The 26,500-nt window shown below is 55.0% G+C and carries 18 protein-coding genes and 2 pseudogenes; 11 read left to right on the top strand and 9 right to left on the bottom strand.

What is annotated here, in order from left to right:
- Positions 1-39: 39 nt before the first annotated feature.
- Positions 40-2,740 (top strand): annotated as a pseudogene (locus RHJ80_RS13165) (BPTD_3080 family restriction endonuclease); the annotation flags it as partial.
- Here RHJ80_RS13165 and RHJ80_RS01015 read toward each other — a convergent pair.
- Positions 2,693-3,353 (bottom strand): annotated as a pseudogene (locus tag RHJ80_RS01015) (IS630 transposase-related protein). The pseudogenes RHJ80_RS13165 and RHJ80_RS01015 overlap by 48 nt on opposite strands.
- Positions 3,354-3,930: 577 nt before the next feature.
- Here RHJ80_RS01015 and purD point away from each other — a divergent pair.
- Positions 3,931-5,235, top strand: coding sequence for a phosphoribosylamine--glycine ligase (gene purD, locus RHJ80_RS01005; RefSeq protein ID WP_310453131.1), 1,305 nt, complete (start codon positions 3,931-3,933; stop codon positions 5,233-5,235).
- The gene (locus RHJ80_RS01000) at positions 5,232-5,525 is read left to right on the top strand and encodes a DUF3082 domain-containing protein (RefSeq protein WP_206200680.1); all 294 of its coding nucleotides are present in this window, start codon (positions 5,232-5,234) and stop codon (positions 5,523-5,525) included. Before purD ends, RHJ80_RS01000 begins: the two co-directional genes overlap by 4 nt.
- On the opposite strand, the gene RHJ80_RS00995 is transcribed toward RHJ80_RS01000, so the two are convergent.
- A complete protein-coding gene (locus RHJ80_RS00995; RefSeq protein ID WP_315862896.1) occupies positions 5,522-6,223 on the bottom strand; it encodes an ABC transporter ATP-binding protein in 702 nt (233 codons plus the stop codon). The genes RHJ80_RS01000 and RHJ80_RS00995 overlap by 4 nt on opposite strands.
- 19 nt (positions 6,224-6,242) lie before the next feature.
- Positions 6,243-7,430 (bottom strand): TRC40/GET3/ArsA family transport-energizing ATPase, encoded by a 1,188-nt coding sequence (locus RHJ80_RS00990; RefSeq protein WP_206200678.1) that lies wholly within the window; start codon positions 7,428-7,430, stop codon positions 6,243-6,245.
- Positions 7,431-7,694: 264 nt separating this feature from the next.
- On the opposite strand from RHJ80_RS00990, the gene psbA (RHJ80_RS00985) reads away from it, so the two are divergent.
- Positions 7,695-8,777, top strand: coding sequence for a photosystem II q(b) protein (gene psbA, locus RHJ80_RS00985; RefSeq protein WP_206200677.1), 1,083 nt, complete (start codon positions 7,695-7,697; stop codon positions 8,775-8,777).
- A 312-nt stretch (positions 8,778-9,089) separates the two neighbouring features.
- Positions 9,090-10,172: a photosystem II q(b) protein gene (psbA, locus tag RHJ80_RS00980; RefSeq protein WP_181494996.1), complete on the top strand. Its 1,083-nt coding sequence runs from the start codon at positions 9,090-9,092 to the stop codon at positions 10,170-10,172.
- Between the two features lie 74 nt (positions 10,173-10,246).
- Here the strand turns inward: psbA (RHJ80_RS00980) and RHJ80_RS00975 are convergent, their stop codons facing one another.
- A complete protein-coding gene (locus RHJ80_RS00975; protein ID WP_310743963.1) occupies positions 10,247-11,437 on the bottom strand; it encodes a Coenzyme F420 hydrogenase/dehydrogenase, beta subunit C-terminal domain in 1,191 nt (396 codons plus the stop codon).
- A gap of 6 nt (positions 11,438-11,443) precedes the next feature.
- Positions 11,444-13,642 carry a phosphoketolase gene (locus tag RHJ80_RS00970; protein ID WP_206200674.1) on the bottom strand — a complete coding sequence of 733 codons (2,199 nt, stop codon included), beginning with the start codon at positions 13,640-13,642 and terminating at the stop codon, positions 11,444-11,446.
- Positions 13,643-13,798: 156 nt separating this feature from the next.
- On the opposite strand from RHJ80_RS00970, the gene RHJ80_RS00965 reads away from it, so the two are divergent.
- Positions 13,799-15,124: a cobyrinate a,c-diamide synthase gene (locus RHJ80_RS00965; protein ID WP_310743961.1), complete on the top strand. Its 1,326-nt coding sequence runs from the start codon at positions 13,799-13,801 to the stop codon at positions 15,122-15,124.
- A 45-nt stretch (positions 15,125-15,169) separates the two neighbouring features.
- A complete protein-coding gene (locus RHJ80_RS00960) occupies positions 15,170-16,324 on the top strand; it encodes a peptidoglycan DD-metalloendopeptidase family protein (protein WP_310801287.1) in 1,155 nt (384 codons plus the stop codon).
- Here the strand turns inward: RHJ80_RS00960 and RHJ80_RS00955 are convergent.
- From RHJ80_RS00955 to RHJ80_RS00940, 4 genes are all read right to left on the bottom strand, one after another.
- Complete coding sequence (locus RHJ80_RS00955) at positions 16,321-18,054, bottom strand: phosphodiester glycosidase family protein (protein ID WP_310743960.1); 1,734 nt, start codon at positions 18,052-18,054, stop codon at positions 16,321-16,323. The genes RHJ80_RS00960 and RHJ80_RS00955 overlap by 4 nt on opposite strands.
- Before the next feature lie 102 nt (positions 18,055-18,156).
- The gene (secA, locus tag RHJ80_RS00950) at positions 18,157-20,946 is read right to left on the bottom strand and encodes a preprotein translocase subunit SecA (protein WP_310743959.1); all 2,790 of its coding nucleotides are present in this window, start codon (positions 20,944-20,946) and stop codon (positions 18,157-18,159) included.
- Between the two features lie 66 nt (positions 20,947-21,012).
- Positions 21,013-21,117 (bottom strand): Mo-dependent nitrogenase C-terminal domain-containing protein, encoded by a 105-nt coding sequence (locus RHJ80_RS00945; protein ID WP_255521522.1) that lies wholly within the window; start codon positions 21,115-21,117, stop codon positions 21,013-21,015.
- Positions 21,081-21,236 (bottom strand): Mo-dependent nitrogenase C-terminal domain-containing protein, encoded by a 156-nt coding sequence (locus RHJ80_RS00940; RefSeq protein WP_255521475.1) that lies wholly within the window; start codon positions 21,234-21,236, stop codon positions 21,081-21,083. Before RHJ80_RS00940 ends, RHJ80_RS00945 begins: the two co-directional genes overlap by 37 nt.
- Before the next feature lie 344 nt (positions 21,237-21,580).
- Between RHJ80_RS00940 and RHJ80_RS00935 the strand changes: the two genes are divergently transcribed.
- From RHJ80_RS00935 to RHJ80_RS00920, 4 genes are all read left to right on the top strand, one after another.
- Positions 21,581-22,588: a radical SAM protein gene (locus tag RHJ80_RS00935; RefSeq protein ID WP_206200669.1), complete on the top strand. Its 1,008-nt coding sequence runs from the start codon at positions 21,581-21,583 to the stop codon at positions 22,586-22,588.
- Positions 22,509-23,873 carry a glycosyltransferase family 2 protein gene (locus RHJ80_RS00930; RefSeq protein ID WP_302678612.1) on the top strand — a complete coding sequence of 455 codons (1,365 nt, stop codon included), beginning with the start codon at positions 22,509-22,511 and terminating at the stop codon, positions 23,871-23,873. Before RHJ80_RS00935 ends, RHJ80_RS00930 begins: the two co-directional genes overlap by 80 nt.
- A gap of 80 nt (positions 23,874-23,953) precedes the next feature.
- Positions 23,954-25,000, top strand: coding sequence for a PstS family phosphate ABC transporter substrate-binding protein (locus RHJ80_RS00925; protein ID WP_302678611.1), 1,047 nt, complete (start codon positions 23,954-23,956; stop codon positions 24,998-25,000).
- Positions 25,001-25,009: 9 nt separating this feature from the next.
- Positions 25,010-26,500, top strand: a complete 1,491-nt coding sequence (locus RHJ80_RS00920) for a hypothetical protein (RefSeq protein ID WP_310743958.1) — start codon at positions 25,010-25,012, stop codon at positions 26,498-26,500.

Genomic DNA, 26,500 nt, shown 5'->3' with positions numbered 1-26,500 from the left:
TGGCGGGGCAACGGTTACTACACCCAGAGCATCTCCCGCTTGACCCAGATGGTGGAAGACGAGGACAAGGCTTGGCGCGAGGCGGGTTTCCGGGCGTCACCAGCATCACTAGGCGGCTGCTGGAACATTGGACCGACCCCGAAAACTTTGACCGGCGGCGCTTCTTCTTCTGCCAGCTGGAGGCGGTGGAGACGCTCATCTGGCTGACCGAGGCCGCCCCCGCTGAGCGCACCGGCATCGAAATCCCCGGCGATGGCGGCGAGTACATCCGCCAATGCTGCAAGATGGCGACCGGCACTGGTAAGACCGTTGTCATGGCGATGGTGATTGCTTGGCAGATCCTGAACAAGGTGGCCAACCCGCAGGATACCCGTTTCTCCAAAAACGTGCTGGTCATCGCCCCGGGGCTGACGGTCAAAAAGCGTCTGGAAGTGCTTTACCCTGCCGCGGACGGCAATTACTACGAAGCCTTCGACATCGTGCCCTCGTCCTTGCTCGAGAAATTGCGCCAGGGCAAAGTGCTGGTGCGCAACTGGCACGCCCTCGCCTGGGAGAGCGAAGAACAGATCAAGAAACGCAAGTCTGTGGACAAACGCGGGGTCAAAAGCGACGAGGCCTACACGCGCGAGGTGCTGGGCGAGATGGCCAATGCTCGCAACCTTCTGGTCATCAACGACGAGGCGCACCACGCCTGGCGTGTGAACTGGGAGGCGGAAGGAAAGTATTTGCGGCAGCGGGATCTCAAGGATAGCGCCGCGGAGGCCACGGTGTGGATCGGCGGGCTGGATCGCCTGCACCGCTCGCGGGGCATCCTCAGGTGCTATGATTTTTCCGCTACTCCCTTCACGCCTTCGGGCAAAAAGAGCAGCGAAGAGGCGCTCTTCGACTGGATCGTTAGCGACTTCGGCTTGAATGACGCCATCGAGTCTGGCCTAGTCAAGACCCCGCGCGTGGTGGTGCGCGACGATGCCGTCCCCGATGCCAAAACTTACAAGTCGCGCCTTTACCACATCTACAACGACCCGGACGTGAAAGACGACCTGAACCGCCGCGCCGAACCACACGAACCGCTGCCCGACCTAGTGCTGAACGCCTACTACCTCCTGGGCTACGATTGGCGCGAGACGTGGAAGGCATGGAAGGCGGCCGGGCTGTCCACGCCGCCGGTGATGATCACCGTCTGCAACCGCACCGAGACCGCGGCGCGCGTGAAGCACGCCTTCGATTCGCGGCGCATCCACATCGACGAACTGTGCGACCCAGAGCGCATCCTGCATATCGACTCGAAGGTGCTCGATGAGGCGGAAGCGAAAGAAGAGTTTTTCGTTTCGAGTGGTCAGTTTGTCGAAGATGAAGAAGGGGTCGAGGCAACGGCAGAAAACGCAAAACCAGCAACTCAAAACGCAAAACTCACCAAGGCCCAGCAGGCCAGCGCTTGCGCCAGATGGTGGACACGGTGGGCAAGGTGGGACAGCCGGGCGAGAGAATCCAAAACGTCATCTCCGTCGGCATGCTCTCCGAGGGCTGGGATGCCAAGACGGTGACGCACATCATGGGACTGCGGGCGTTCACGTCGCAGCTGCTGTGCGAGCAGGTGGTCGGTCGCGGCTTGCGGCGCACTTCGTACGAAGTCAACCCGGAAACGGGGCTGTTCGAGCCGGAATACGTCAACATCTTCGGCGTGCCCTTCACCTTCTTGCCCCACGAAGGCGGCGAGAACGACCCGCCACCGCCGCCCACGCCCAAGACCGCCGTTGAGCCAGACCCGGCCAAGGCACAGCTCGAGATCCGCTGGCCGAATGTGGTGCGCATCGAGCGCGTCTTTCAACCGACGCTGACCTTGGACTGGTCGAAGGTGCGACCATTGGAACTGGACGCGGCGCAGACAGCGAAGGTCGCCGAGCTGGCGCCGATCCTCGAAGGCAAGCCAGACATCACCCGGATCAACCGCATCAAGTTGGAGCGGCTGGCGGGGAAATTCCGCACCCAACGCATCATTTTCGAGACGGTGCGCGATGTCTTTGACCAAATGCAGACCGCTTGGAAAGGCAGCCGCGAAGTATTATTGGCGCAATTGATTCGCATCGTCGAGCAATTCATCCGCTCCGACCGTATTCATATTACGCCACCGCTTTTTTATCAGGACGAATTGCGCCGACGGCTGATCATCACGCTGAACCTGTCGCGGGTGGTGCAGCATATATGGGAGGCGGTTCGGCAGGAGAACACCGATCGCATCGAGCCGGTCTTCGACCGCGATCATCCTATCCGCTCCACAGGCGAGATGCGCACTTGGTACACGGGCAAGCCCTGCGAGCGCACGGAGAAATCCCATATCAACGTCTGCGTCTACGACAGCACATGGGAAGCGTCCGACGCCTTCGCGCTCGATAGCAGTGACGCGGTGGCTGCCTGGGTCAAGAATGACCACCTAGGCTTCGAAGTGCTCTACGTTTATCGCGGTGTGGTGCGCAAGTACCGGCCTGATTTCCTGGTGCGGCTGAAGAACGGTGATCATCTGATTCTAGAAACAAAGGGTCAGGATACGGAGCAGGACAAGGTGAAGCGTCAGTATCTTGCAGAGTGGTGCGAAGCTGTGAACGCGCACGGCGGCTTCGGGCGATGGCGCGCGGAAGTAGCGAAGACGCCCGGTGAGATTCAGGATATAGCTATTCCAATAAAGAATGAGACATTATCCAGCACAATACTTGCGAATCACTTCATCAATCGAACTGTTTGACCCTGCATACATCCGCGATCGCTTCAACGCACTGAAGTCGTGCTCAATCACATTCAAATCAGGAGAGTATTTCGGTAAAAATAACACCGCGTGACCCGCCGCTTTCACCACTGCCTGAATCACCCCTTTTGGATGAATCGGTGCATTATCCATCATCAACAACGACGGTCTCTTTAACGTCGGCAAACAGTACTGACTCAGCCAACTCACAAACCCTAACGCATTCAAGTATCCGCAAAACAGCATTGGGGCGATGAAGTCTTTCTGGTGTCTATACCGTCCTGCGACTCAACTCTCTCTTTTCTGACGCTTCCCCGCTCGCTCTCCATCAATTCGTTGGCCTCGCGCTGACCACCCATACTCAGACTCCACTCGATCGCTGGGCACGGTCGATTAAACGGTCATCGGGATGGGCAGCAACATCGGCTGCTAAGGCCGCCCAATCCAGCTTCCAAGGACGACGGGGGACAACTGTGGGGGCTAAGTCGTCTCGCTTCAGCCAGCGATGGATAGTGGCGCGGCTCACCTGAAAAATTTGAGTCGCTTCACTGATTTTGCCACCTTGCTTGATGTAGGAGACAACCCGCTCTCGTAAGTCCAAGCTATAGCTCATATTCTTGAGTAACATTCATGACGCTTTGAGTATAGCCTATCCCTCTTGAAAATATCTCACTCCCTTTCGAAATAGCTATATCTACCTGAACAGCCGTTTCCTATTCGGGTCAATATCTTGATAGGACGTAACTTTACGCCATAGCCAGACTTTACGCCATAGCCAGACTACTGTTTCTCGTCATCCTTGTGAAAACGGCTGTTATTCCTGACTGATTGAGCCGATAAAACAAGGCTCTCATACTGTTTAAGCTGGCGTCCAAAATGTACGTCAGCCAGATTTTGAAGAGCAGTTGTGAGTTCAGGACGGGATAGTCGCAAGGGCTGAGGCGCCTGAGAATAGACTTGACAATAGCTCCAAAAGATGCCATAGTAAATTGACTGTTTTTTAATCTTTTAAGGGAAGAATACAATATTTCTTCTCTTTTTCCTACCTCTTCAAACTGTTGTTCAATACTTCTGCAAAGGAATAAGCCAATCATTTTACCTTTGGAGAGAACGTTGCCTATTGACTGATAAACTTGATAGTCTCCTGAAGATTGATTTCAAAATATGGCTTATCTTTTTGGAGTGCATCTGTGAAGGTCGTTGTCGTTGGCAGTGGTGGTCGAGAGCACGCGATCGCTTGGAAATTACTCGATTCTCCTCGCGTGACACAGGTCTATTGTCTCCCCGGTAATGGGGGCACAGCCTGCTTGGAGCGGTGTGAGAATGTGGCCATTGCAGCCACCGACCTCACGGGTATTGGTGAATTTGCCAAAGAGAATAACGTTGATTTAGTGGTTGTCGGGCCAGAGGTTCCCTTGGCAGTGGGTTTGGCCGATCACCTACAGGCGTTGAACATCCCTGTGTTTGGGCCGGTCAAGGCCGGCGCACAAATTGAAGCCAGTAAAGCTTGGGCAAAGGCGCTCATGCAGGCGGCTCAGATTCCTACGGCCAAAGCAGCAGTGTTTGACAATTATGAGGCGGCCTCTCGTTATGTTCAAGCCCAAGGGGCACCCATTGTCATTAAGGCCGATGGTTTAGCGGCAGGTAAAGGGGTGACGGTAGCGGCCACCGAAGGGGAGGCGATCGCTGCCCTCGAGCGGATTTTTGGGGGTGAATTTGGCGCCGCTGGTCAACAGGTGGTCATTGAATCAGTACTAGAGGGGCAAGAGGTCTCCGTACTCGCCGTTACGGATGGCAAAACCATTCTGCCGCTGCTGCCCGCCCAAGACCACAAGCGCATTGGCGAAGGGGACACAGGTCCAAATACTGGAGGAATGGGGGTCTATGCCCCTGTCCCTTGGGTGACACCAGAGTTAATGCAACGAATTCAACAGACGATTCTTGAACCCGCCCTTGGGGCGTTGCAGGATCGGGGAATCCACTATTGTGGGGTGCTCTATGCCGGTCTGATGGTGACGTCCGCAGGGGATCCCTACGTGGTGGAATTTAACTGTCGCTTTGGTGATCCTGAAACCCAAGTTGTCCTCCCCCTCTTGGAAACCCCTCTGATTGAGGTGCTCTTGGCCTGTGTCGAGAGACGCTTAGCCAGTTTGGGAGCGTTGCAATGGCGCAATGAGGTAGCTCTATCCGTCGTGATGGCGGCGGGGGGCTATCCGGGGAGTTACCGCAAGGGGGATGTGATTCAGGGTATTCCCGCAGCGATCGCCCAAGGGGTTCTCGTTTTCCATGCTGGAACGCGCTGGCAAGAGGGGCAATGGTACACCAATGGCGGTCGGGTATTGAACATTACCGCTTTGGCTCCTGATTTTGCCACGGCTCAAGCCAAGGCCTATGCGGGCGTCAGCGCCATTGAATTTGCCGACTGCTACTATCGTCGTGACATTGGCTACCGTATTCTGGAATCATCGGCTCACAAAGGTGAATACCATCCATGACCCTCCTCCCCCCAAAAACTAACCCATTACGCTGTTTAACTGGTGCGCTGATTGCTGGCACGCTTGGGATTCTCCTTTATCGGCTAACAGGGGCGATCGCCTACGTCTTTGCCACTCACGCAGTGAGCTACCACAATCAACTGGTTTATAGCTTGGCCGTGGCCGTGCGCACCCTTGTGGTGGGCTTGTGTACCCTCGCAACGGGGGTCTTTAGCATTATTGCCGTGGGTCTGGTGGCGCTGACGCTGCAACTGCTTTGGGAACGCTGGGTACAACGGGAGCAGGCTTAACCGTCGCTAATTTTGCCATCTTCGATTTTGGTGATGCGATCGGCAATGGCTGTAATCCGTGGATCATGGGTAACAATCAACACTGTGCAGCCTTTTTGCTTTGCTAGCTTGTAGAGAATTTTGATCACCTGTTGGCCATTTTGGGAATCCAGGGAAGCCGTCGGTTCATCAGCAAAAATAATCTGCGGCTCACCCGCTAGGGCACGGGCAATGGCCACTCGCTGTTTCTGACCCCCAGAAAGATTTGCGGGCACAAAGTCGAGGCGATGACCCAACCCCACTTCCTCTAGACGGGCTGCCGCCTGTTCCTTGGCCTGTTTGCCTTTGATTCCCTTGAGATTGAGCGCCAGTTCCACATTTTCCAGCGCGGTCAAGGCGGGGAAAAGATTAAAACTCTGAAAGACAAAGCCAATATTTTGCAAGCGAAATTTCGCCAGTGCAGCCTTGGACAGTTGCGTAATCTCTTGGCCTAAGACAACCACTTGGCCACTGGTGGGGGCAAGAATGCCAGCCAAAATCGAGAGCAGGGTGGTTTTCCCTGACCCCGAAGGTCCCATTAGCAGATGGATATGACCGCGCTGGATTTGCAGGTTAATGCCCTGAAGAACAGGGGTCTCGTCATGGCCAGAACGATAAACTTTAGTCAGATTGGTGGTGGCGATCGCCAGCCCAGTTGTTGTCACAGTGGCAAGTCTCATCAGTCATTGATTAGCCGAATTAGCTACTGGTGGCACTAGCAAAGCGGATTTTCAGGTAGTCCGCCTCCATTTTCGCGCCCACCGGTTGCAGTGCTGCTAATCCTTGGGGGAGCACCATATTACGACGATGGTTACCAATGCGGATATTCAACTCATCTGCCGTCTTGTTCAGTTCAATTTTTTCCTTGGGTACCCCCGGTAGATAGAGTTCAAGGCTGTACTGGCCATCACTGGGCACCACCCGAATCGTTTGCTCTTGGTAATAAACCTGAGCTGGATCTTCATCAGCGTAGAGGGTCTCCTTCAGGCGGTGCAGTGCCGCCAAACCACAGAGTTCCTCAGCAAACAGGGGCACTTCCTTCACCGGTAGCGGGCGGAAATTGTCGTGAATTTCTTGACGGTATTGCTGCTGCATTTCTTTCCAGCGGGCAAAGAAGGGATCCTGTACCGTGTTCGGCAGAATACGGTTTGCAATGACTAAGTCGGTGGCCACGTTATAGAGGCTAAGATAGGCATGGGCGCGCAGCGACTCCTTAATCACCATCTTTTCTGGATTGGTGACCAAGCGCACTGAGGTTTGCGTGTTGTCGGTGAGGACTTTTTCGAGGGCTTCAATCTGCTCATAGAATTCATAGGGCGCATCCATCACCTCTTGATCGGGCAAAGAGAACCCCACCAAGGGCTTGAAAATTGGCTCCACAATCGGTCGCAAGGCCACGGACATCCGCTGTAGGGGTTTATAGAAGCGGCGCATGTACCAGCCGCTCACCTCGGGTAGACTCAACAGCCGCAGTGCCGTACCTGTGGGGGCAGAGTCAATAATTAAGACATCGTATTGGCCTTCGTCATAGTGGCGTTTCATGCGCACAAGGGCAAAAATTTCATCCATCCCCGGCAAAATCGCCAATTCTTCAGCTTGAACGCCCTCTAGCCCGCGCGCCTGCAAGACTTGGGTAATGTAGCGCTTCACCGCACCCCAGTTGTCCTCCAGTTCCATGAGAGCATCGAGTTCCGCTCCCCAGAGATTTTCGGCGACGGGCACAGGGACATGCCCCAATTCAAGGTCAAAACTATCAGCAAGGGAGTGGGCGGGATCGGTGCTCAGCACCAGCGTTTTGTACCCCAACTCAGCACAGCGTAACCCCGTTGCTGCCGCCACTGAGGTTTTACCAACGCCACCTTTGCCAGTCATTAAAATTACGCGCATGGGAAGGCCCTGCCCTAAACACGGTTGCTTAAAATATCTTAACCCTTGAGCTTGTCCTCAGGGGGGGGCGATCGCTCGCAATCAATGAAAATAAAATCATTAAGAAAAATAAATAAATACAACTGCTTATTTAGCTTTATTAACAATAATTTAGGCCTCTCCCCGATCCCTTGGGGCAAATATTAAGTTAATGCTTAAGCCCTTGCAGTTTATAACTGTTTTCAAGGGTTTGTAACGGGAAATATATTTGGACTTATCACGACTATGACCACAACTCTCCAACGTCGCGAAAGCGCGAATTTGTGGGAGCGGTTTTGTAACTGGGTGACCAGCACCGATAACCGCCTCTATGTGGGCTGGTTCGGTGTGATTATGATCCCCACCCTGCTGGCCGCAACCATTTGCTTTGTGATTGCTTTCATCGCTGCTCCCCCTGTGGACATCGATGGCATTCGTGAGCCTGTTTCTGGCTCCTTGCTCTATGGCAACAACATCATCACTGGTGCAGTGGTGCCCACCAGCAACGCCATTGGCTTGCACTTCTACCCCATTTGGGAAGCTGCTTCCCTCGATGAGTGGCTCTACAACGGTGGCCCCTACCAGTTGATTGTCTTCCACTTCCTGTTGGGTGCCTCCTGCTACATGGGGCGCCAGTGGGAACTCAGCTACCGCCTCGGTATGCGGCCTTGGATTTGCGTGGCCTACTCCGCTCCCTTGGCCTCTGCCTTTGCGGTCTTCTTGATCTACCCCATTGGTCAAGGCAGCTTCTCTGACGGGATGCCCCTCGGTATCTCCGGTACCTTCAACTTCATGATTGTGTTCCAAGCTGAGCACAACATCCTAATGCACCCCTTCCACCAATTGGGTGTGGCCGGTGTCTTTGGTGGCGCACTGTTCTCCGCCATGCACGGTTCTCTGGTGACCTCCAGCCTGATCCGTGAAACCACCGAAACGGAATCCACCAACTACGGCTACAAATTCGGTCAAGAGGAAGAAACCTACAACATTGTGGCTGCCCACGGTTACTTTGGTCGCTTGATCTTCCAATACGCCAGCTTCAACAACAGCCGTGCGCTGCACTTCTTCCTCGCCGCTTGGCCGGTGGTCGGGGTTTGGTTCACCGCTCTGGGTATCAGCACGATGGCCTTCAACCTCAACGGGTTTAACTTCAACCACTCGGTCATTGATGCCAAGGGCAACGTGATCAACACCTGGGCTGACATCATCAACCGTGCCAACTTGGGTATGGAAGTGATGCACGAGCGTAATGCTCACAACTTCCCCCTCGACTTGGCTAGCGCTGAATCTGCTCCTGTGGCCATGATTGCTCCCAGCATCAACAGCTAAGCAACACTCATCTGCTGAACTTTGACACAGCCGCTCCTGCACTAGGGGCGGTTTTTTATTGCGTTATAGCCCACAGGCATTAACACGCTCAACACGGTAAGAAACCACGTCTCAGAGACGCTGCTACCCGCCCAACGTCAATCTAAAAGATTGATAAAAGTCAATGGATAGACAAAGGTCTTTTGATTCTATAAAAGCCGACCTCAAACCCCTTGCCGCTCAGAAATATAACCATATAATCAATAAATAGGAACTTGCAGCGTTCATTGCTGCTGCTTAAGTTCTGTTGTTATTCATGGATTCATAACGACTATGACTACAGTTCTGCAACGTCGTCAGACAGCGAATCTGTGGGAGCGTTTTTGCGATTGGATTACCAGCACAGAAAACCGCCTTTATATTGGCTGGTTTGGGGTGATCATGATCCCGACGCTCCTTGCCGCAACGATTTGCTTTGTCATTGCCTTTATTGCGGCACCCCCCGTGGATATTGATGGTATCCGTGAGCCTGTCTCTGGCTCCTTGCTCTATGGCAACAACATCATTACAGCGGCAGTGGTGCCCTCCTCTAATGCCATTGGGCTACACCTCTACCCGATCTGGGATGCTGCTTCCCTCGATGAGTGGCTCTACAACGGTGGTCCTTATCAACTGATTGTTTTCCACTTCCTGATCGGCATTTTCTGCTACATGGGTCGGGAATGGGAACTCAGCTACCGTCTGGGGATGCGGCCTTGGATTCCCGTGGCCTTCTCGGCTCCCGTGGCAGCGGCAACGGCTGTGCTGTTGATCTACCCCATTGGTCAAGGCAGCTTTTCCGATGGCCTGATGCTGGGCATTTCCGGTACGTTTAACTTCATGATTGTGTTCCAAGCGGAGCACAACATCCTCATGCACCCCTTCCACATGCTGGGTGTGGCGGGTGTCTTTGGTGGTGCCCTGTTTGCCGCTATGCACGGTTCTCTGGTGACCTCCAGCCTGATCCGTGAAACCACCGAAACCGAATCCACCAACTATGGCTACAAGTTTGGTCAAGAGGAAGAAACCTACAACATCGTGGCAGCTCACGGTTACTTTGGTCGGCTGATCTTCCAATACGCCAGTTTCAACAATAGCCGCTCGCTGCACTTCTTCCTCGCTGCTTGGCCAGTGGTGGGCATCTGGTTTGCTGCCCTTGGCATTAGCACGATGGCCTTTAACCTCAATGGCTTCAACTTCAACCACTCCGTTGTGGATGCGCAAGGGAATGTCATCAATACTTGGGCCGACATCATCAACCGCGCCAACATTGGTATTGAGGTGATGCACGAACGCAATGCCCACAACTTCCCCCTCGACTTGGCAAGCGGTGAATCGGCTCCTGTGGCGATGATTGCCCCAAGCATTGAAGCCTAAACAGGTCGCTCCTAAACCGCTCTAGTGATAAGTCCAAATATCGCTCCCCATAGGGGGGGCTTTTTTTGTCGCGATTATTGGGCAGGGAGTTGATACTGATCAACAATTTTTTTGGCAAAGGCGGGCACGTGAGCGGCCAGTTTTTGGGGATAGTTGCGCCGCACATAGAGATAGTTGCGGGTGAAGTGGGAGTCAATGGAAAAGCGGGCATATTCAAGCCCTTTGGGACCAATGCGCTCAATTACTAGGCCGACTAGTTTCGCCGCCCACATGGGGAGCGTGACGCCTTTATCGTAGGCAGGAATGCTTTGTTGCACGGCAGCGTGGCGATCGCCGGCACTCGTAACAGGCTGAATGTCTAACTGATCGCGCACGAGGTCAAGCATTTCTTGGCCAAGCTCGTTGCGCACCACCAGCCACTGCCAACCAAAGGGGGCGCCCATGTAGCCCACGACCAGATCGGCAAGGCCATTCACGTAGTCAAAGCAACTCATGCAGGAGGGGGCAAAGACATCCTTGAGTTGATTGGTCTTGAGGCCAAAGAAGGGCACGGTTTCCGTGGAGCCGTCGCTGTGCTTGAAATGCACCCGAAAGTCTTGCATGAACTCGTAGTAAATGACGGTTGCGGGCGATCGGCTGGTGGTTTCTAAGAATTTTTGCAGACCGGCACGGGTGACATTGTCCACGCAGGGAGTGCCTAGGACGTAGAGCTTTTCAAGACCCAGTTTGTCCTGTACGGCTCGCAGCGCCTGAATTTGACAGCCAACCCCAATCACCAACAGCCGCCTGAGTCCAGATTGTTCCACCTGCTCGAGAACCGATAGATTGGGAGACAGGGTCGGTTTATTGACGCGAGCAGCGAGAATCTCTTCACGGCTGCGGGCAATCACGGGCTTGGGGGTAAAGCGATCGCTCTCGCTATTTTGAACGCAGACCACCCCTTCAACCCACCCCGACTCCAGCATGGCAATGGCAATACTGCTGACGATGCCCGTCCACTGCGCCCCCGCAATGGGTTCGGTTTTGCGAGCCGCCATCATCTGCTGGTGAACGCCAAAGTAGCACTCATCCCAATTGTCAAGATCACGGGCACGGCCATGACTTTGCTGCTCGAGAGTCTCAAACTGCTGATTGAGGAAGGCACAGGCCTCTTTGACGTAGTGGATATAGTAGGTGTCGCAAAGACCACACTCGCTACAGAGGGCTTTGGCGGGGCGAGGGCTGCCGGGCTTGAGGGCACGGGCTTTTTGATGGGCAGCAGTCATGGGCACTTACTTCAGCAGTGAACGGGCGCGATCGCAAATCGCTTCGGGAGTGAGGCCATTGTAGGCCATGAGTTCGGCGGGGCTAGCCGTCGTTTCTCCCCGTTGCCAAGCCAAGACATCGCGGGGACAGGTGGCACGCAAAAGAATTGGCTCCAACAGTGCCGCAGGCCCACCCGTGACTCCCAAAAGGGCATCACCACCAAAAAGTCGTTGGAAGGTGGCCTCATCGGCAAAGCCACCATCGGGTTCGGCACAGGTTTGCCAAGCCACATCCGTAGGCCGATATAGGCGGCGGGGGTTAATGACCGAGACAATGCGCACCCGATAGCCGAGCTGTTCCAACTGGGGTAGGGCACTATACACGGGCTGCAAAATCATATCCCCTAGCACCGCTAGCACCAATGTGGCACGACCACTAGCAGACTCGTAGAGGGTTACCGCGCCCTCATCAAGGGCCTGTTCGGTTTGGGCAAACGTGGTGCGCACCGGCAGCGGTGTTTTACTGGCAAAGATGGCAATCCCCTTGTTTTGTGCTGTGAGTGCCCAGCGGTAGCACACTTGAATGCTGTTGGCATCCGGCGGAAAGAGGACAAAGACATTGCCATTGCGCAATAGGGCAGCGTAGTAGGCTTCGATTTCTGGGCGTTGGTGCGTCCAGCCATTGCGCCCCTGCTCAAGGGCACCGGCGGTAAAGAGGGTTACTGTGGCTGGCGTCGGACGGCGCAGCTCTGCCATGGCTTGGGTGACGGTTTGCCAAATGGGGAGACCATTAATGGCAAAGGACTCATAGGAGCACCAAAGACTGCGGCTGCCCATCAAGCAAAGCCCTGCCGCTAGACCGGCACAGGCATCTTCGCTGAGGGGTTCATAGACTTGGCCATTGGGCACTTGATTGTAGAGGGGATCCGTGGTCGGGTGAATGATCTTCAGGGCTTGGTTGATGTTGCCAATGCCAGAGGCCTCATTGCCATCGGCATTCGTGACCAGATAGCGGCGATCGCGCTGTCCCACTTCTGCCACCATGCGCCCCATCGCCGTTGTGGCTACTTTGTTTTCCCCCAAGGCATAGGCCTCAAGGGAAATCTCCCCAAGGGGCGGTAAATCTAAGACCTGCTCAGTGACCACCACCTCTGCCGCAGGCCCACCGGCCGCAGCAACACAGTTTTGGCGCACCAGTTCCCAAGCAGCGGGAGACAGGGCACGGGCTTTCAGGGCATTGACAATATCGGGGTTGTCGAGGGTGTGCTGGGCATAGAGGTTATGGGATTTTGCCCCCTTGGCATGCACGCCGGCGCCTTTCAGTTGCTTGAGGATAAAGACCGTTAACTTGCCGGAGAGAGCCGATCGCGCCGCCTCCTGTACCCCCTTGAGCACCGCCTGCATGAAGGCCAATCGCTGACCAAAGGAAAAGAGCGTGCTATCAACGTAATCCCCCTCTTGGTCGCTATCATCAAAGTCCTTGGCATCCACCAGCACCACCTCTTGGAAGCCATTGCCGTGCCAGTAGGCCATCATTTCGGGATTGGTTTTGCGGGAGACCATGCTGTGGTGCTCTTGGCTAAAGCCATTCCACACGAGGACAGGCAGGAAGTTGGTGACCTCTGGGAAAGCCGTGTGGAAGTGGGCCATACTGCTCATGACGTAGGGTTCCCCCAGACCGCCATCGCCTAAGGTGAAGGGAAAGAGGGTCTGGCGGTGCAACCAAGCAGCGGCCATGGCAAAGTGCTGCCCCTGTCCGAGGGGGCCGGCGGGGGCAAGAATTCCCGGAATATAGCCAGAGAGATGACCCAGAAGGCCATGTTTTTCGCGGAAGCGATCGCGCAGGTCTTGAACCGTATAAATGCCCATCTTTTCGAGGGAGCGATCCAAGAACATGGCGGCATAGAAGCCGGGGGCATGGTGCCCCACTTCCGTGATGATATTCTTGTGCCCCAACATCACTAGGGCGGCATAGGCTTCCGCTTGGCTGGCAAACCCGCCGGGGTGACCTGAGGCTTTACTGCCGGTCATCTGTAAGATCAGATAGCGGAGGGCATCGGCATAGAGCAGCGTTTGATAAGCGGCCTCGGTGGCGTCTAAGTCGGTAAGGGCAGGCTGTTGGGCATTCAGAAGCGGTGTTTGACCATAGCGATCCCAGTCTGGCCAATCGTCGCCAAAATACTGGATTCCTTCACAGAAACTGGGCACCGAAGTTACCGCTGTCATAGACCTTGACCCAACTGTTGACTGCACGCTTAGTCTCCTATCTTACAGGGGTGGGGGGCGCTCTCACGGCGGCTGGGGCAGGGAATCTCCCTGAAATGCAGGCATTGCGATGGATTGTGGCCATAGATTGATTTTTCTTGGGGAACGGGATTAACGATGGCATTGGTGATAGCGGGCGATCGCAGTGGTGTCGGCAAAACAACGGTTGCTTTGGCCTTGAATGCAGCCTTAACGGCACGGGGGCAGCGCGTCCAAACATTTAAGGTGGGGCCTGACTACATTGATCCCCTGTTTCACAGTGCTATCAGTGGCCGGCCTTGCCGTAACCTTGACGTGGTCTTGACCAGTGCTGACTATGTCCGCGCCTGTGTGGGCTATTACAGTCAGGGGATGGATGCAGTGCTCATTGAGGGAGTGATGGGGCTATTTGATGGCCGAGGGGGCAGCCATGAGGGCAGTACGGCACACATTGCCCAACTCTTGCAGGCTCCCATCCTACTGGTTTTGGATGTGCAAAAACAGGCAGCTTCCGTGGCGGCCTTGGTCTATGGCTTTTGCCACTATGATCCCTCCCTCCAGATTGCTGGCGTGGTCTTGAATCGGGTGGCCAGCGATCGCCATCGGCAAATGTTAGAAGCTGCCCTTGCCCCCCTTGGGGTGCCCATTCTCGGCATCATCTATCGCGATCAGGCCTTGGCACTCCCCAGTCGCCACCTCGGCTTAGTGCCGCCCCACGAATCAGGGGAATTTCAGCACCTCGGCGATCGCCTTGCCCATTTAGGAAACACCTGTTTTGACTGGGAGCGCCTCACGCCACTCCTTGCCCCAGCCCCCACCCCCGCAGCCCCCCCTTTTAGCGTTTCCCCCCTGACCCCAGTCACCCTTGGCGTTGCCCAAGATGCCGCCTTTCAGTTTTACTACGCTGACACCCTTGATCTGCTCCACGCTTTAGGGGCAACGTTAATTCCGGTCTCACCCCTGCGGGATGCCCCCTTGCCCACCGGTCTACAGGGGTTGATCTTGGGGGGTGGCTTTCCAGAGGTGTTTGCCCCAGAGCTAGCGGCGAATCACTCGTTTCTTGAATCACTGCGGCAGGCCATTGAAGGGGGCTTAGCTCTCTATGCCGAGTGTGGTGGCCTCATGTACCTCAGCCAAGGCATCCAAACCTGCGAGGGACACTACTATCCTTTGGTGGGATACTTGCCGACGGTTGCCCACATGGGTAAAAAACTCACCCTCGGCTATCGCCAAGCCACGGCTTTACAAACAACGGTGTGTCTGCGGGCAGGAGAGACGGTTCAAGGCCATGAATTTCACTATTCCTGTTTGAGTGTGCCGCCGCCAACGCCGCTGTGGCAATTGGACGGTCAAGCCGAGGGCTGGGGCAGTTCTCAACTCCACGCCAGTTATCTCCATCTCCATTGGGGCGGCCATCCACAGTGGGCGATTCGCTTTCTGCAGCAGGCAGCAAAGGTTGGATAATGCCACTCACGGCAACGTAATGTTTGCAGTATTTGAGGGCGCTCAATGCCGATGCGATACCGCTATAGCCTCTACGTTTGCCTTGGGGTACTTGTGACCCTCAGCGCCACTTTAGTGGCTTGGGCAACGGCGCCCTCCCAAAACTTGGCGTATTGGCAGCGGGTGATCCAACAACATCAGCAGCACCAGCAGGCGGTGGGTCAGCAGCGTCAACAACTCGAACGCCTTGAGGCAGCGGCGAGCGATCGCCTTGAGAGTTTGGAAACCAATGTGGACACGACAACGCAGCAATTAATGGCGGCCAGCGATCGCCTGCAAGCAGCGGAAAAACTGCTCAAAGACCTCAAGGAACAGCAACAAACCCTCAGCCAGCGCTACGAAGCCAGCGTGGCCGTGATTAGCGATCGCCTGCGGTGGCTCCAACGCTACCGCGAGATTCCGCAGTGGGCAATGGTCTTTGAGGCGGAAACCCTTAACGATTGGTTTGAGCAGCAGGGGCGTCTGCGTCAGGTCTATGAGCGCGATCGCCAGCACTTGGCCGCCTTGGTTCGCGATCGCCAGCGACTTCAGCAGCAGGAGCGACAAATTCAAGTGCAACAGCGCTTCATTCAAGCCCTACGCCAACAACTGCAACAGCAACAGGCCATCTATGAGCGCGAAGCTGCAAACCAACGGCAACTCATTGCTCGCCTACGGAGCGATCGCCAAGCCCTTGCCTCCATTGAAGCCCAACTCGCCCGTGATAGTGCCGCCATTCAGCAGCTCATTAACCAACGCCTCGGTTATGTCCCTAGGGGCGCCCCACCCCTTCCCCGCAGTGGTCGTCTTGCCTACCCCATTCAAGCACCGCTGACCAGTCCCTTTGGTTGGCGGATTCACCCAATTTTAGGCACACGGCGATTTCATGCTGGGGTGGATTTTGGGGCAGATTTTGGCACCCTCATCTTTGCTGCTGAAGCAGGCACCGTGATCTTTGCCGGTTGGTCAGGGGGCTACGGCCAAACCGTGATTTTGGATCATGGCGGCGGCATGACGACCCTCTATGCCCATGCCCAGCGATTGCTCGTACGAGAAGGTGAATTCGTGCAACAGGGGCAGCCCATTGCTGAAGTTGGCTCGACGGGACTCTCAACAGGCCCCCACCTCCACTTTGAAGTGCGCCTCAATGGCGAACCCAGCGATCCCTTGGCCTATCTTTAGGGGGTTGGCTGCCAAAAGACCCCAATGGCATTATTGACCCGCGTTGTTGTCACCGAATGGCGATCCACCAAGACCCCACCAATGTAGAGAGCCGTGGAACTGCCACCATCCAGATTGACGGCATTGATCAAGCCCAACTGCCGCACAATTTGTGCCCATTCGGCGAGGGTTGGCCCCATACCCCCAATACGGTTGTGGGTGGTGACCCAGACAATGCTGCCATCACTGCGGTTGCCCATGGCACTGCGGGGGGCTGCCTGCGCATCTAAACCTGCTCCAAATTGCTCCAGTGCCGCATTCAAGACCACTCGCCCCTGATCCACCAGTAGGGGACCTGCACCAACAATATTGGGAATGCTATTAAACACAGCGGGCACAGCCGTGGTTTCCAGTTGCACGGAAGCTCCCGGTGGGAAGTTGGCCAAGGCGGAATTAAAGTTACGCGCCACCAGTAGAAAGCCATCTGCGGGAATAGGAATCGCTTGATTGTTATGGATCGGTTGCTGCCCCACCACCTGCTGATTGCGCACCGTAATCACCACTTCACTGCCCGTTTTCCCTTGGTAGCTCGCGCCCCAACTGGGGGTATAAAGGCCAAGACCGGCTTGGACATAGCCAGAATTGAACGTGACAATGGGCACCGTACCGGCCGGCGTCCTCACCCGCTGCTGCAAACTCAGGCGACCGACAACCATCTGGCCGCGATCGTCCCAGCCAATGGCACCGCGATTGAGAATCGGGCCTGAGAGCCAGTTGCCCTCACTGCGAATGGCCCCCAAGGGAGCTTGGCGATCGCGATTAAAGAATCCAGCATTAATGGCGGCGGCGGCTTGCCAGCGTTGAGCCAGTTCGGGCACCGTTGCTAAGCCCACCAAGGTTGTGGGGGTCATGCCGAGGGAACGCAGACGCAGCCCCGGCTGTTGCGGATTGATGACCAGCAAATCTACTGGAAACTGGTGATTGCCGAGGGTCACGGTTTGCTGTTGCCAGCGCAGTCCCGGTGCCCATTGAATCGTACGCGGGGGGGGCGCATCCCTGCGAAAATCAATCACCAGACGCGGTGGATTGAGCAGCATTGAGGCCACTGGGCGAGCCGTGCCAGGAATTTGTGTTTCCAGTACTGTGCGATTGGGGGTAGCGGTAATTTTGACATTGGGAATCGTGGCCAATTGTCCCGTCGCCTCAATCGTCAGGCTGAGATCGCGAGGGGTAAGACCTGTGCGGCTAAAGGTGAGCCGATTGATTTGCCAAGGGGTGGGGCGGTCTAATTCAAAGACCCAGCGATCGCCCCACGGTTGTCGTCCCTGCCGCCAACTGAGAATCTGTGCCGGGGGGGTACTGATCTGGAGCGTATTCCCTTGGGGTTGCACCTGCCACTGATATTGCTCAATCCACGGTGTAATGTCCAAGTAGCGATACATGCCGTTGGGGCTAAAGCGCACCGCCAAGGGGCTAAATTGCGGCTGAAACCAAGCCACTGGTTGCTGAAACGGGTCTGTAGTATCCCCAAGAAGAACCCCGAAGCGATTGGCAAGGCCACCATCGCTAATCCCTATGCGCAGTTGATTTTGGTTATCGCGCCACTGCTGCCAAGCCACGGGGTAGTCGCGGCCATTTAAGTTCAGGCGATCGCCTTGAATTTCCTGAGGTAATGCGATATTGGCGCTGGAGCTAGCGATCGCAAGTGCAATCCCACTGCCAACAACCCGAGAAGCCGATCTTGCCAACACGCTTAACGCCACACCCTGCCCACTGAAACTCTGCCAGTATAGTTGACCCCGTAGCGCTACAGATTGCTCCAGAGCAACAAGGATCAATTTTGGGCAACTCGGCTAGGCCTGATCTGAGGACGAGGACACCTCCTCTGGGGGCGGTGCCACTTGGGGCTGGAACTGGAAGAGAGAATACACGACATTGCGGCGAATCATCACCATCATGTCCAAGAACAGTTCATAGCCCTCCCGTTTGTACTCCACCAAGGGATCCTCTTGACCATAGCCCCGTAGGCCGACCGACTCCCGCAGGGCATCCATTTGTTGTAGGTGCTCCCGCCACAGCAGGTCAATCTGTTGTAGGATAAAGAACCGCTCCGCTTGTCGCATCAGACCCCTTTGAATGCGCTCAATTTCTGCTTCTTTTTGCTCGTAGGCGGTGCGCACTTGCTCATGCAAAAAGGCCTGCATCTCCGGTACGCTGAGATGAGCCAGATGCTCAGGGCGCAGATCCGACAGCAAATAGACAAATTCCTGTACTTTGGCCACCAAGCCCTCTAAATCCCATTCCTCTGGCGGCAGATCGGGATTGACATAGGCGGCAATGATGTCGTCCATGGTTTTTTCGGCGTACTCCAGCACCCGATCCTTGAGGTCTTCCCCTTCCAGCACCCGCCGCCGCTCAGCATAGATGGCACGCCGCTGGTTATTCATCACCTCGTCGTATTCAAAGACCTGCTTACGGATGTCATAGTAGTAGGTTTCCACCTTGCGCTGGGCATTTTCCAAGCTGCGGGTAAGGAGTCCCGACTCAATGGGCATATCCTCGTCAACGCGCAAGGCATTCATGATACTGGCGACGCGATCGCCCCCAAAGATGCGCAGTAGGTTATCCTCCAAGCTCAGGAAAAAGCGCGTGGATCCGGGGTCACCTTGGCGTCCTGCCCGTCCCCGCAACTGGTTGTCAATCCGCCGCGATTCATGGCGTTCTGTCCCAATCACGTGCAAACCACCGAGGGCGACCACTTCTTCATGTTCTTTCTTGGTGACCACCTCATATTCTTCGCGGATACGGTTAAAGGCATCCCGCAGGGCTTGAATCACAGGGTCTTGGGTCGGTGCTTTCTCCGAGGCGATCGCCAGCATATCCTCCGCCTGCAACTCCGGCAGACTGCGCTCACCATAGGTCTTAACTGCCACATCCACCGCATGGCGCAGCAGCTTTTCCGCCTCCTTACTAATTTCGCAGGGGAAGAGTCCCGGTGAAGCTTTCCAGTTTTTCTGCGCCGCCTGACTAAAGCCTTGGCCACCGCCACGATCCATTTTCAGCCCCAACAGCATCATCGGGTCGTCACTGGGGGGCATGACAATGCGAGGCATAAAGTATTCCCGCACCTTGAGGCGTGCCATGTAGTCGGCATTCCCCCCCAAGATAATGTCGGTGCCGCGGCCTGCCATGTTGGTTGAGATCGTCACTGCGCCCTTGCGGCCGGCTTGGGCAATGATCTCCGACTCTCGCTCCACATTTTCAGGTTTGGCATTCAGCAGGTTATGGGGAATTTCCAACTCCCGCAGCAGTTGCGACAGTAGCTCCGACTTTTCAACACTGGTGGTACCCACGAGCACTGGGCGACCCGTAGCGTGAACCTCGGCACATTCAGAGGCCACGGCCAGCCATTTACCCCGCTCCGTTTTATAGACCACATCGGGAAAGTCCCGCCGCTGGCTGGGGCGATTGGTGGGCACTACCGTCACTTCCAGCTTGTAAATTTTCTCAAATTCCGCCTCTTCCGTCTTGGCTGTCCCCGTCATCCCCGCCAACTTGGGATAGAGCAAAAAGAGATTTTGGTAGGTAATTGTGGCGAGGGTTTGGGACTCATTTTGAATCTCTAGGCCTTCCTTGGCTTCAATCGCCTGATGCAGGCCATCACTCCAGCGGCGACCCACCATGACTCGTCCCGTGAATTCATCGACAATCACCACTTCACCATTGCGGACGATGTAGTTCACATCCCGCTGGAAGAGTTCCTTGGCCTTGATGGCATTAAAGATATAGTGTGCCCAAGGGTCTTGGGGGTCATAGAGATCGCTCACCCCCAATAGTTTTTCAGCTTCGATAAACCCCTCATCGGTCATGAGGACATTACGAGCCTTTTCATCCACCTCGTAGTGCTCGTCCTTTTTCAGGAGGCGGGCAACTTCAGCCGCCTTGAGGTACTTCTCGGTGGGACGCTCCACTTGACCTGAAATAATCAGGGGCGTGCGGGCTTCGTCAATCAGTACCGAATCCACCTCGTCAATGATGCAGTAGTTGAAGGGACGCTGCACCACCTCAGCCATGGACGTAGCCATATTGTCCCGCAGGTAGTCAAAGCCAATTTCGCTGTTGGTGGCATAGGTGATATCGCAGGCATAGCTTTTCTGCCGCTCTTGGGGAGCCATGTGCTGCTGAATCAGCCCGACCGTCAGACCCAGAAAGCGATGCACCTGCCCCATCCATTCCGCATCCCGCCGTGCCAGATAGTCGTTGACTGTAACAATGTGCACCCCTTTCCCCGTCAGGGCATTCAGGTAGGCCGGCAGCGTGGCCACGAGGGTTTTCCCTTCCCCCGTTTTCATTTCGGCAATCTGGCCATCGTGGAGAATCATGCCACCGATGAGCTGGACATCAAAGTGGCGCATCCCCAGTACCCGTCGTGAGGCTTCGCGCACCACAGCAAAGGCCTCGGGCAGTAAATCATCGAGGGTCTCGCCATTGTCGAGTCGCTGCCGAAACTCAGCCGTTTTTGCCTGTAGCTCACTATCGCTGAGAGCCTGAACTTGTTCCTCCAGCAGGTTAATTTCGACCACAAGGGGCTGATACTTTTTAATCTTGCGCTGATTGGGATCGCCAAAGAGGGCTTTCAGCATGGGACGGGCACCATGGATACAAAGCTATACATTTTAATCGTATAGCAACTGCAAGTTCCTCGCTGCCTAGACGTATTGGCTGATGTCCTCTTGCCAGACATTGCTGAGGTCGGTGAGGGCACGAAACCGCAGCATCACGACTTCTTCATAAAAGGGATTGAGTTTACACAGAGGGGAATGGTGATGACTGGCCGACCCAAGAAGCAGAGGGTGCGGGCAAAGGGAGATTGGGCTGGAATAAGGCGGCAAATGCGGTGGGCGATCGCTGGCGTTGTGATCGGATAAGTCATTAGCCACTGACGGATTTTGGTCGTTAAATGAAGTAGACGTGCGTTGGGCAAGGCGTTGATTCATGGGGCTATCCTCACAATTGCGCATACCCTCACGGTAAAAGATAATTTAGGCAAATAGCAATACGCTTTTAATATAAAAAATATTTATCAATAATAAGCATTGCTAAACTTGCAGCCGCTTCAGGGATAGATCTCCATTCCTCAGCTCAGCAGAGTGCTAAACTGTTCAGCAACTCAAACTCTGATGAAGTTTTGTCTAGAAATTTTTCAATTGCTTGCATAAACTCATTGACTGCTTTATTCATTTTGGCCTTGCTTGAATTCGTTAAGGAAGAGACTCAATGCGTCCACTGGTTGCTAACTACTACCTGACCTACCGCTGTAACGCCCGCTGCCACTTTTGCGACATTTGGGCACTGGAACCGGGCAAAGAAGCTGATTTTAGCGCCATCCAAACCAATCTCCGCGATTTGAAACGTTTGGGGGTCAAATATGTGGACTTTACGGGGGGTGAACCGCTGCTGCGTGCCGATGCCCCAGCCATCTACCGTGAAGCCAAGCGTCTGGGTTTCATCACCAGCATGACGACCAACACGATTCTCTATCCCCGCCGTGCTAGGGAAATTCAGGGCTTGGTGGATTTCTTGAACTTCTCCCTCGATGGGCCTGATGCGGCCACCCATGATCAGTCGCGGGGCGTGAAAATTTTTGACACGTTGGTGGAGTCCGTCAAAATTGCCCTTGAGCTTGGTGAATATCCAGTGCTGAATCACACCGTCACTGCTCAAAATTATGAACGGATTGGTGAGGTGGCCGAATTTGCCCAAAGTCTAGGGGTACGGGTTTGGTTGAATCCCGCTTTTACCGCCCATGAACACTACAACGACAAGAAGAACCCCACCCCTGAAATTGCCGACCACATTGAACAAAATGCGAAGAAGTATAACAATGTTGGTTACAATAAGGCAGCATTAGCCCTCATCCGTGCGGGGGGAAACAATACCCAAAATCCCCGTTGCAAGGCGGTGGATGCGGTGATTGCCATTTCCCCCAATGATGAGTTGCTTCTACCCTGCTACCACTTTGCGCAGAAGGGAGTCCCCATCAACGGTCGCCTGTACGAGCTGTACAAGTCCTCCGAGGTGGTAGAGGAGTATCGCCGCTCCCAAGGCCGACTCTCCGTCTGCGAAGGCTGCACAGTGTGGTGTTATCTCATTCCCAGCTTCTTTAAGGGAGTGGATAAGTACTGGTTTCTCAATCAGGTGACCTATGCCGGAGAATTCCTGGCCCGAAAACAGTTTCTACAACGAAGCCGATCCCCTCGACGAACTCCTGTCGGAGTGGGTTGATGCCCCAGAGAGTCCTCCATTACAACCGCGTTCTGAGGGTCGCCGTCGCAAGGCTTTCCTAGCGCTTTCTCTGATTTGGGGGAGCACGATCGCCCTGCATCTGATTGTGGGTGGCATTTGGCTGATCTATGCCCTAACGCTGCTAATGAGCTTGCAAACACTGCGCTACTGGCGAGCCAAGCCACAAACGCTACCTGCGTTGGAGACGGCAGAAAGTGTGCAGCCGATGGTGTCTTTGGTGGTAGCGGCGAAAAATGAAGAGGCGGTGATTGGTCGCCTCGTCAAAAACCTTTGCCGCTTGGATTATCCCCACTACGAGGTGTGGATTATTGATGACAACAGTAGCGATCGCACCCCCGATATTTTGAGTGAACTACAAAAGCAATATCCTCACCTCAAAGTGCTGCGGCGGCTGCCGGGGGCGGGCGGGGGTAAGTCCGGTGCCCTCAATCAAGTCCTGCCCCTGACGCGGGGGGAGATTATTGGTGTCTTTGATGCCGATGCCACGGTACCCCAAGATTTATTGCAAGAGGTGGTCAACCGCTTTCAGGTGGCCAGCGTTGGCGCGGTGCAAGTGCGCAAAGCAATTAGTAATGCCGACATCAATTTGCTGACCCAAGGCCAAGCGGCAGAAATGATCCTCGATGCCTACTATCAACAGCAGCGGGTCGCCTGCGGGGGTATGGGGGAATTGCGGGGCAATGGCCAATTTGTGCGGCGGCAAGCTCTAGAGCGCTGTGGCGGCTGGAATGAAGAAACCATTACTGACGATCTGGATCTCAGTCTGAAGCTGCATCTCCATGGCTGGCAGATTGACGTGCTGATGAATCCAGCGGTACAGGAGGAGGGGGTGACCACACTCGTGGCGCTGTGGCACCAACGCAACCGCTGGGCTGAAGGGGGCTATCAAAGCTACTTGGACTACTGGCAACCGCTGCTGCGCAATCGCCTTGGCTGGCAAAAAAGTTGGGATGTGCTCTGCTGGTTTTTGATCAAATACGCCATTCCCACGGCCACAATTCCCGACCTGCTGATGGCTCTACTGCGTCACCGCAGCCCGATGCTAGTACCCCTGACGACACTGAGCTTTACGATTTCGATGGTGGGGATGTTGCGGGGCATTCCGCAGGCACAATCGGTGAGCATCTGGCAACTCTTTTGGCAAAGTTTGCGGGGAACCCTCTATATGCTCCATTGGTTACCAGTGGTGAGTACGACGACGCTGCGTATGGCCGTACGGGCGAAGCGTCTCAAGTGGGTAAAAACCCTGCACCACGGCGTCTAAACCTAAACATTGGCTAAAAAAAGATCAGTGTGGGGACAACCTTGAGCTAGGCTAGGGTCAGAGTTTTGACTGGTTTTGCCATGTCTCGCAATAGCAACCTGCTGCCTTTGCTGGTGTCTCTTGTCCTCACCTGTGGTCTATTGGGGGTGGGGGCGGTGCTCGTGATTCGGTTACTGGGCAATCAAAATCCCCTTGAACAGGTGACTGAAAACTTGGGGGTGCCCCAGAGTACGCCAGAGATGGCGGCTGCGAATTTCAGCGATGTCAGCAATGTTCCCAGTGGTACGTTTCAATACGGGGGCAGTACGACGTGGGCACCGATTCGCCGCGATGTCGATCCCCTGATTCAGTTAGCTTGGCCCAATTTTCGCCTGCGCTACACCAACCCCCCCACCGGCACGCCAGGCTCGGGCAGTGGCATTCGCATGGTTCTCAATAATCAACTTGCCTTTGCCCAGTCCTCGCGCTCCCTCAATCCACAGGAGCGGCAGCAGGCGCAGAGCCAAGGGATAAAATTGCTGGAACTACCGGTGGCGATCGATGGCATCGCGATCGCTGTCAATCCCAACCTCCAGATTCCTGGCCTCACGGTACAGCAAGTGGTTGATATTTATACCGGAAAACTCACGAACTGGAGCCAAGTGGGCGGTCCGAATCTAGCCATTACTCCCTTTTCACGGCGGCTGGAAGATGGCGGAACGGTAGAGTTTTTCGTCCAAGATGTCTTGGGGAACCAGCCATTCAGTCCCAAGGTGGTGATGGTGCGGGATACCACAGATGCCCTACGGCGGGTGGGGGCGACCCCCGGCGGCATTTACTATGCCTCGGCACCGGAAATTGTTGGTCAGTGTAGTGTGCGACCCTTGCCCTTGGGACGGCAGCCCAATCAGTATGTTCCCCCCTATCAGGAGCCCTATGTGGATCCGTCTCAATGTCCACAGCGACGGAATACGCTGAACTATCGCGCCTTTCAGGAGGGCAGTTACCCCCTCACCCGTCGTCTGTTTGTCATTACTAAGGATGACAATAGCCCGGATGCCCAAGCCGGTCGTGCCTATGCAGACCTGTTATTAACGGATCAGGGTCAAGCCGCAATTGAAAAAGCCGGCTATGTCCGCTTGCGCTAGGGGAGCCAGATGTTTGATAAACCATTGAATCGAACCTATGAGCGGATCATGGTGGCCATTGCCAGCGCCAATTTTCTGTTGGTGCTCTTTGATCTCACCTATATTCCCCTACGGGACTTCTGGCTTTTGGGAAAGGTCCGCATTCCCCTGATTCAGCGGGTGATTTATCTGCCCCAGCCCTTGCCGATGACTGCCCTTTATGACCCCATTAAGGGAATCGAACCCCACCGGACGACGGAGCGGTACATCAACACGGTCAACCAACTCCGGCAAACGATTACCACTGAAGGGGTGGATGCCGCGGCGACGCAAGCACTCCTAGCTCAGTTGCGCGAGCAGAGTAAAACTATGGTGGACACCGACCCCTTTGCCCTTGCCAATAAAACCGGCACCCTTGAGCGAATCAAGAACCTGATGCGGTTGCGGGTCTTTGGCGATCGCAATGCCTCCTCTAAACAGTCCTTTGAGCGCTTTTGGAGTCCGGAGTACATCAATGAACGGGACTGGCAGACCAGCCTTGCTTGGTTTGAGGCGCAGATCATTCCCCTGATGGCTACCAACTATTGGCGCCGCTACGGTGAGGATGGAAATTTTATTGACCGCTTTGATGCCATTGATCTTCCCTTCACTCTCCTGTTCTTTGTTGAATTTTTGGGGCGGACGTTTTGGCTGAGTCGCCAGTATCGCGCTTATCACTGGCGAGATGCCATGTTTTGGCGCTGGTATGATGTGCTCCTCTTTTTTCCCTTTTGGTGGTTGGCACCGACGTGGGCATGGCTGCGGATTATCCCAGTGACCATTCGCTTGGATCAAGCGGAGATTATCTGCCTTGATACCCTTGAGCGGCAGGCGTCGCAGGGGGTTGTGGCAGCGATCGCCACCGATATTTCGGAAGTGGTTGTCCTGCAAGTCCTCACCCAACTGCAAAAAGCAATCCGTCGCGGCCAATTGAGTCGCTGGCTACCGCGTGTCTCTGGCGGCCAAGGGAGCAAGACGCTCAATGACATTGATGAACTGGGGGAACTGGCAGCCTTAGTTGTGCAGGTAGTCATTTACCGCGTGATCCCCCAACTGCGACCAGAAGTGGAAGGCTTAGTGGCTTACAGTGTCGATCAAGTCCTGCGGCAAGCGCCCCCCTATCGGCGGCTATTGGAAATTCCATCCCTTGAGGCCTTACCGCGCCACTGGCACCAATCCCTTGCCAAGGAGATTAGCGATCGCCTCTTTCTGCTATTGGAGCAAGCGAGCAAACACCAAGGCAATCCACCCCGCGAAGGCGCATTACTGGTGAGTCAACTGGCGCAAAAATTTGGCCAAACCCTGACTGCCGAACTCCAAGAGGAACAGGTGGGCAAGGTGATTCAAGATCTGTTGGTGATGTGGCTAGAGGAAATCAAAATTAATTTTGTGCGGCAGACCCACCTTGAAGGCATTGAAACGGTTTTGGATGAAACCCGTGCCCTGCAGGAAAGCTTAGAACAGGGACGGCTCAAACCTTAG

The organism is Thermosynechococcus sp. QS41 (assembly GCF_031583515.1).
In the GTDB taxonomy this organism is placed as follows: domain Bacteria; phylum Cyanobacteriota; class Cyanobacteriia; order Thermosynechococcales; family Thermosynechococcaceae; genus Thermosynechococcus.
This window is presented reverse-complemented; position numbering and strand designations above follow the sequence as displayed.